Origin of the sequence: Azospirillum doebereinerae, from assembly GCF_003989665.1 — a bacterium.
Lineage (GTDB): Bacteria > Pseudomonadota > Alphaproteobacteria > Azospirillales > Azospirillaceae > Azospirillum > Azospirillum doebereinerae.
Map to the genome: position 1 here is coordinate 1 of NZ_RZIJ01000062.1, position 6,481 is coordinate 6,481.

At 66.5% G+C, this 6,481-nt stretch carries 5 protein-coding genes and 2 pseudogenes; 3 read left to right on the forward strand and 4 right to left on the reverse strand.

Features of this window, described 5'->3' with window-relative positions; genetic code table 11:
• Positions 1–234 precede the first annotated feature (234 nt).
• Positions 235–723, forward strand: coding sequence for a YajQ family cyclic di-GMP-binding protein (locus EJ913_RS31060; protein ID WP_127005200.1), 489 nt, complete (start codon positions 235–237; stop codon positions 721–723).
• A gap of 210 nt (positions 724–933) precedes the next feature.
• Positions 934–1,335 carry a hypothetical protein gene (locus EJ913_RS31065; protein ID WP_127005201.1) on the forward strand — a complete coding sequence of 134 codons (402 nt, stop codon included), beginning with the start codon at positions 934–936 and terminating at the stop codon, positions 1,333–1,335.
• Between the two features lie 6 nt (positions 1,336–1,341).
• On the opposite strand, the gene EJ913_RS31070 is transcribed toward EJ913_RS31065, so the two are convergent.
• The 4 genes and pseudogenes from EJ913_RS31070 to EJ913_RS31080 form a co-directional block, all read right to left on the reverse strand.
• On the reverse strand, positions 1,342–2,991 hold the full coding sequence (locus EJ913_RS31070; RefSeq protein WP_127005202.1) for a GMC family oxidoreductase: 1,650 nt from the start codon (positions 2,989–2,991) through the stop codon (positions 1,342–1,344).
• Between the two features lie 65 nt (positions 2,992–3,056).
• Entirely contained in the window at positions 3,057–3,992 is a 936-nt protein-coding gene (locus tag EJ913_RS32885) for an aminotransferase class IV (protein ID WP_425321137.1), read from the reverse strand.
• Positions 3,993–3,995: 3 nt separating this feature from the next.
• Positions 3,996–4,417 (reverse strand): annotated as a pseudogene (locus EJ913_RS32890) (DDE-type integrase/transposase/recombinase); the annotation flags it as partial.
• The gene (locus EJ913_RS31080) at positions 4,408–4,896 is read right to left on the reverse strand and encodes an IS5 family transposase (protein WP_280531409.1); all 489 of its coding nucleotides are present in this window, start codon (positions 4,894–4,896) and stop codon (positions 4,408–4,410) included. The pseudogene EJ913_RS32890 and the gene EJ913_RS31080, both read right to left, overlap by 10 nt.
• 111 nt (positions 4,897–5,007) lie before the next feature.
• Between EJ913_RS31080 and EJ913_RS31085 the strand changes: the two are divergent.
• Positions 5,008–6,035: pseudogene (locus EJ913_RS31085) on the forward strand (IS5 family transposase).
• Positions 6,036–6,481 lie beyond the last annotated feature (446 nt).

The following is a 6,481-nucleotide window of genomic DNA, read 5'->3' on the forward strand; positions in this document are numbered from 1 at the left end:
CGCCTTTTTTCAGCCCCCACGCATTTTTCCAGAACGCGTCTTTTGACGCACCCGCCACGAAGCGTTTGGACCGTCCGCCCGGATGGACAGGCGCGTCGACCATTCCCTCGCATGGAGAGCGTCCGATCGCCCCAGGCGCGAACACAGGAGGAAGGCCGTTGTTGAGTGCGAGGCCCGTCTTCTTTACGGTGCGCCTCAATCACTCATCAGACTGTCCGAAGGGAGAAAGCCGCCATGCCGTCGTTCGACATCGTGTCCGAAACCGACATTCACGAGATCGACAACGCCATCGCCGGCGTCCGCCGCGAGATCGAGACCCGCTTCGACTTCAAAGGGTCGAAATGCACCATCGAACGGCTGGAGAACGACATCACACTGCTGGCCGACGACGCGCCCAAGCTGGCACAGATGCAGGAACTGCTGCGCGTCCATGTGACCCGCCGCAAGCTGGACGCCGCCGCGCTCGACTTCTCCGCCACGCCGGAGCGTGCGTCGGGCGACGCGTTGCGCCACAAGGTGACGGTCAAGCAGGGAATTCCGCAGGACTTGGCGAAAACCATCGTCAAAGGGATCAAGGACGCCAAGATGAAGGTCCAGGTCTCCATCCAGGGCGACGAACTGCGCGTGACCGGCAAGAAGCGCGACGATCTGCAAGAGGCCATCGCGCTGGTCAAGCGCATGGACATCGAGCAGCCGTTGCAGTACCAGAACTTCCGGGACTGACGGTTTGGAAGCGCCCCCTCCCGGCAAGGCTTGCCGGGGGAGCCGGTAGTTTTTGCCGGGTCGGTGGGAAGATTCTGCCGACCCGGTGGGCATAGGGACGTGCGAGGAATCGCCACGGCCCTTGGAGTTGTTGGACTTCCGTTGCCCTCGTGCGATGGCGTGAAAATTGCCTGATCCCTTGGGTTCGCCGTGAACCGCAGGGATCCTCCCATGACGACGATGGCCAACAGCGAAACCATGCAAGCCATGCGCATCCGGGCCGAAGACGTCCTGGAGCGCAAAGGGGCAACCGCGCCTCGGCAGGCGGGGGTGCTGGCCGGCCAGTTCGCGGCGATGCTGGAAACGTTGAACGGCAGCGGCGCGGTCTCGTCCGAGGGCTTGGACGCCACGGCGGCCACGCCGACGGCGCAGCCGGCGGTGCGGCTGGGCGTCGGCGCCGTCAGCCTGTTCGCGCAGGAGGTGGGCGCCTCCGGCGACAACGCCCAGCCCCCCGACCTCTCGCCGCAGGATCCCAACGCCGCCCTTCAGGCGGTGGAAAGCGCCATGCAGGCGGGCGACGGCTCCAACTTCCGCTGGCTGACCACCCTGCTCACCCAGAGCACGGCGGCCTGAAGCCGGCTACCCCCGCAACGCCGCTTTCCGCGCGTCCTTCATCAGGGCGGCCCCTCGTTCGGCGATCATCACCGTGGGGGTGTTGGTGTTGCCCGAAGTCAGCGTCGGCATGATCGAGGCGTCCACCACCCGCAACCCCCGCAGCCCCTTGAAGCGCAGCTCCGGATCCAGCACCGCCGCCGGATCGTCGGCGCGGCCCATCCGGCAAGTGCCGACCGGGTGGAAGATCGTCGTGCCGATGTCGCCCGCCGCCGCCGCCAACTCCTCCTCCGTCCGGAAGGAGGGGCCGGGCAGATGCTCGGTCGGCTTGAAGGGGGCCAGCGCCGGCTGCGCCACGATGCGCCGGGTCAGCGCCAGCGCCCTGCCCGCCCGCGTCCGGTCGGCGGGATCGCTCAGGTAGCAGGGCGCGATGGCGGGCGCCACCGCCGGGTCGGAGGAGACGATGCGCGTCCAGCCGCGCGAGGCCGGGCGCAGGTCGCAGACGCTGGCGGTGAAGGCCGGGAAGGCGTGCAGCGGATCGCCGAACTTCTCCAGCGACAGCGGCTGGACGTGGTATTCCAGATCGGGCGTCGCCACCTCCGGCGCGGATTTGGCGAAGGCGCCGAGTTGGCTCGGCGCCATGGCCAGCGGCCCCCGGCGGAACAGCGCGTATTCCAGCCCCATCATCGCCTTGCCGAACAGGCTGCCGGCCCGCTTGTTCAGCGTCAGCACACCCTCGACCTTGTAGATCATGCGCAGTTGCAGATGGTCCTGAAGGTTGCCGCCGACGCCGGGCGCGTCCAGCACCACCGGCACGCCCACGCTCCGCAGATGCTCCGCCGGCCCGATGCCCGAGCGCTGCAGGATCGCCGGCGAGCCGATGGCGCCGGCCGCCAGCACCGTCTCCACCCGCGCCGAGGCCCTGGCCGGCTCACCCTTGACCGCGAACAGCACGCCGGTCACCCGGCCGTCGGCGATCTCCAGCCGGTCGATGGCGGCATCCACCACCAGCTTCAGATTTGGCCGGTCGAGCGCCGGGCGCAGGAAGGCCTTGGCGGCGCTCCAGCGGATTCCGTTCTTCTGGTTAACCTCGAAGCTGCCGACCCCGGCGTTGTTTCCCCGGTTGAAATCCTCGGTCGACGGGATGCCGGCCTGCTGGGCGGCCTCGGCGAAGCGGTCGAGCAGGTCCCAGCGCAGCCGCTGCCGCTCCACCCGCCATTCGCCGCCGACGCCGTGCATGTCGTCGGCCCCGCGCCAGTAATCCTCGCTGTACTTGAAGACAGGGAGCACCCGCTCCCAGCTCCAGCGCTCGTCGCCGGTCAGAGCGGCCCATTCGTCGTAATCGCGCGCCTGCCCGCGCATGGCGATCATGCCGTTGATCGACGAGCAGCCGCCCAGCACCTTGCCGCGCGCGTAATGGATGCTGCGGCCGTTCAGTCCCGGCTCGGACTCGGTCTTGAAGCACCAGTCGGTGCGCGGGTTGCCGATGCAGAACAGGTAGCCGGCGGGGACGTGCAGCCAGACCCAGCCGTCCTTGCCGCCGGCCTCCAACAGCAACACCGTCACGTCGGGATCGGCCGACAGTCGGTTCGCCAAAACGCAGCCCGCCGTGCCGCCCCCCACGATCACGTAGTCGAAAGCGCCGAAATCCAGCCTATCCGCCGTCCTGTCCGACATGGGCCGCCGCCCCTCCCCCGATTCCTTTTTGTGGGAGGCATTAGATTGCGGATGAGGCCAACAATTCAATCATTTATCGCAGCGTCCGCGATTTCTTTCGGCCAACCCAGAGCGAGAGCGGCAGCGAGCGGGCCGGGCTGCCCGTCGCCCACGGGCCGCCCGTCCACCGCCACCAGCGGGCGCAGGCCAAGGCTGTTTGTCAGGAACGCCTCGTCAGCGCGCGCGAGATCGTCCAGGGTGAGCGGGCGTTCCTCGACGGCGTGGCGCTCCAGGATCAGAGCGCGGCCGATGCCGGGCAGACCACCCTCCTCCACCGGCGGCGTCGCCACGCGGTCGCCATGGCGGACAAACAAATTGGCGGCGGTCGCCTCGGCCAGTCGGCCGGCCGTGTTCAGCAGCAGGGCGTCGTCGGTGCCACGCCGCGCCGCCTCCTGCCGCGCCAGGATGGCGTCCAGGTAATTCAGAGTCTTCAGCCGCGACAGCGGCGAATGCTCGTTGCGCCGGGTGACCGTCGCCACCACCGCGCGCACCGGCCCGTCCGGCGGCAGCCCGCCGCAGGTCAGCAGCAGACTGGGGGTCGTCACCGCTGGGGGCAGCACGCCACGAGCGGCAGGGCCGCGCGTCAGCGTCAGCCGCAGGGAGCCGGTCCGACAGCCCGTGGCGGCTAGAAGCGCCGCCATCGCCGCGCCCAGCGCCGTGTCCGTCCACGGCACAGCCAAGTCGAGCAGTTCGCCCCCTGCGCGCAGGCGGGCTAAATGCCGGTCCAGATGCAGCGGCGCGCCAGCGGCCACCCGCAGCGTCTCGAACAGGCCGTCGCCCAGCGTGAAACCCCGGTCAGCCGGGTCGATACGCGCCGCGCCGCCCTCCGCCAAGGTTCCGTTCAGCCACACCGTCATGCGTCCTCCTCTGCAAGAAACCATAAACTGCGTGTAGCACGTATTGATTGACCTTGCCCGCGTGCGACGCCTCCCATAGCGTTCGGGATTATATGGCGCCAACATGCTTTGCTGGCGACGCCAAGTTTCTTCAAACGCCATGGGGCTGGTGTAGCCCAGGGTCGAGTGCATTCGCCTATGATTGCAGAAGCCGATCCAGTCGATGACCTCGTCCTTGGCGCGGCGCCGGGTATCGAAGCGCACGCCGTGCAGGCGCTCGACCTTGAGCGATCCGAACAAGGTTCCGGTCACCGCATTATCCCAGCAGTTGCCCCTCCGGCTCATCGATCCCCGGATGCCATACCGGCGCAGGAGCGCCTGAAAATCCGAACTGGCGTATTGCGAGCCTTGATCGGAATGGAAGATCACGCCCTCGGCCGGCCGGCACCGGAACCACGCCACGGTCAGGGCGTCGATCACGAGTTGACGCATCATGCGCTCGCCTAGCGCCCAGCCGAGACAACCTGCCGGCTGAGAACGCCTAACAGAACCTTTCCAGTCTCCTGCAGGCAATGATAGCGCAGGCCAAGGTGGAGAAGGCTTGGTGGATGTCGGCTCGCCGCTCATAGCGGCGGGTCAGGCGGCGGAAACGGCTGATCCAGGCGAGGGTTCGCTCAACGACCCAGCGGTGCCGTCCCAGGCGCTTGCTGTCCTCGATGCCGCGTCGGGCGATGCGGGGGATGACGCTGCGCTCACGGCATTCCCGTCGGCAGCGCTGGTGGTCGTAGGCCTTGTCGGCGTGCAACTTGCCCGGCCTTCGGCGTGGCCGCCCAGGTGGTCCCTTGAGGGGTGGCACCGCGTCGAGCATGGTCTCCACCATCATGGAGTCGTTGCGGTTTGCTCCGGTCAGGCGGATGGCGAGCGGCGTACCGTTGCGATCGGTGATGACATGGCGTTTGGTGCCCGGCCGACCACGGTCCGTCGGGTTTGGCCCGGTCTCCTTGGCCCCCCTTGTGTCTGGTGAAGCCATTAGAATGGAACGCGGACGGCACGCTGGCTAACAGGATGCGGAAAAAGGCTGTGCACGGCCGGCTGGTCATGATTCTTTTCGGTTGAGGGGAACGTGACCGACGAGGGGACGATGCGGGGATCGGACGAACGCAGCGAGGGTCTGTTCAGCTACGTGAGCTGCGAGGCGCGGGTTCCGGCCAACCACCCGCTGCGAGCGATCCGGGCCATCGTGGACGAGGCGCTGGAGGTGATGTCGCCGGCGTTCGAGGGGCTGTACTCGAAGATCGGGCGACCGTCGATCCCGCCGGAGAAGCTGCTGCGGGCGCTGCTGCTCCAGGCCTTCTTCGGTGCGCTCGGAACGTCAGTTGATGGAACAGCTCGATTACAACCTGCTGTTCCGGTGGTTCGTCGGTTTGTCGATGGACGCTCCGGTGTGGGACGTGAGGGTGTTCACCAAGAACCGTGAGCGCCTGCTGGCCGGCGATGTGGCGGCCAAGTTCCTGGCCACCGTGTTGGGCCAGCCGAAGGTCAAGGCGCTGCTGTCGGACGACCATTTCTCGGTGGACGGCACGCTGATCGAAGCCTAGGCGTCGGTGAGGAAAGGGCGACCGCGACTTCCATGGTGAGAAGCGGTCCAACGAGACGCATGCCTTGACCAGCGATCCCGAGGCGCGGCTGTACCGCAAAGGCAACGGCCAGCCGGCGAAGCTGGCCTTCATGGGCTACGCGCTGATGGAGAACCGCCACGCCCTGGTAGTCGATGTCCGGCTCACCGCGGCCACCGGTTTGGCGGAGCGCGAGGCGGCGGTGGCCATGATCGAGGCCATCCCCGGCCGCCACCGCATCACGGTCGGCGCCGACAAGGCCTACGACACCAAGGACTTCGTGGCGAACATGCGCAGCCTCGGCGCCGCCCCGCACGTTGCCCGGAACACCAGAAACCGCCGCTCGGCGATCGACGGCCGGACCACCCGCCATCCCGGCTACGCCGTCAGCCTGCGAGTCCGCAAGCGGATCGAAGAGGTCTTTGGCTGGATCAAGGGAGCCGGCTTGCGCAAGACGCGCCATCGCGGCACCGCCCGTGTCGGTTGGATGTTCACCCTGACCGCCACCGCTTACAACCTGATCCGCCTGCCCAAGCTGCTGTCTGCGGCATAATCACGCCCACAATCCGCCTGAACGGCGGCTTTGGGAGCTTCGGAGCGAGGAAAACCGCTCCGTCCCGACCGAATCGCCCGCTACAACCTGCATTTTTAGCCTTAGCGGAGGCAAAAGGCCGGAATATGTTCGTTTTTTCGCATCCTGCTAGGTGCCTGCCATCCGGACTTTGGCTGACGTGCCGTTGTCGTCTCTCGCAGGAGAAGCCTTCAGCTTCTCCTGTCATCTAAGTTGCAAGATATCGTTTGAAGGCAATAGCCTTCAGACCATCGCAACAGGCATAAGAGAAAAATCAAGAAAATAATATTTCAGGAGTTTAACGTATATATTGGAGAGTTTCATAACAAGCATATCACGAATGCTCCTCTTCCTTAGAGCACCTAACAAAAGGGTGTTTTGGCTGTTAAGGGGCTATGGCACGCCCCCTCGTCCCGGATCGGCTTTGG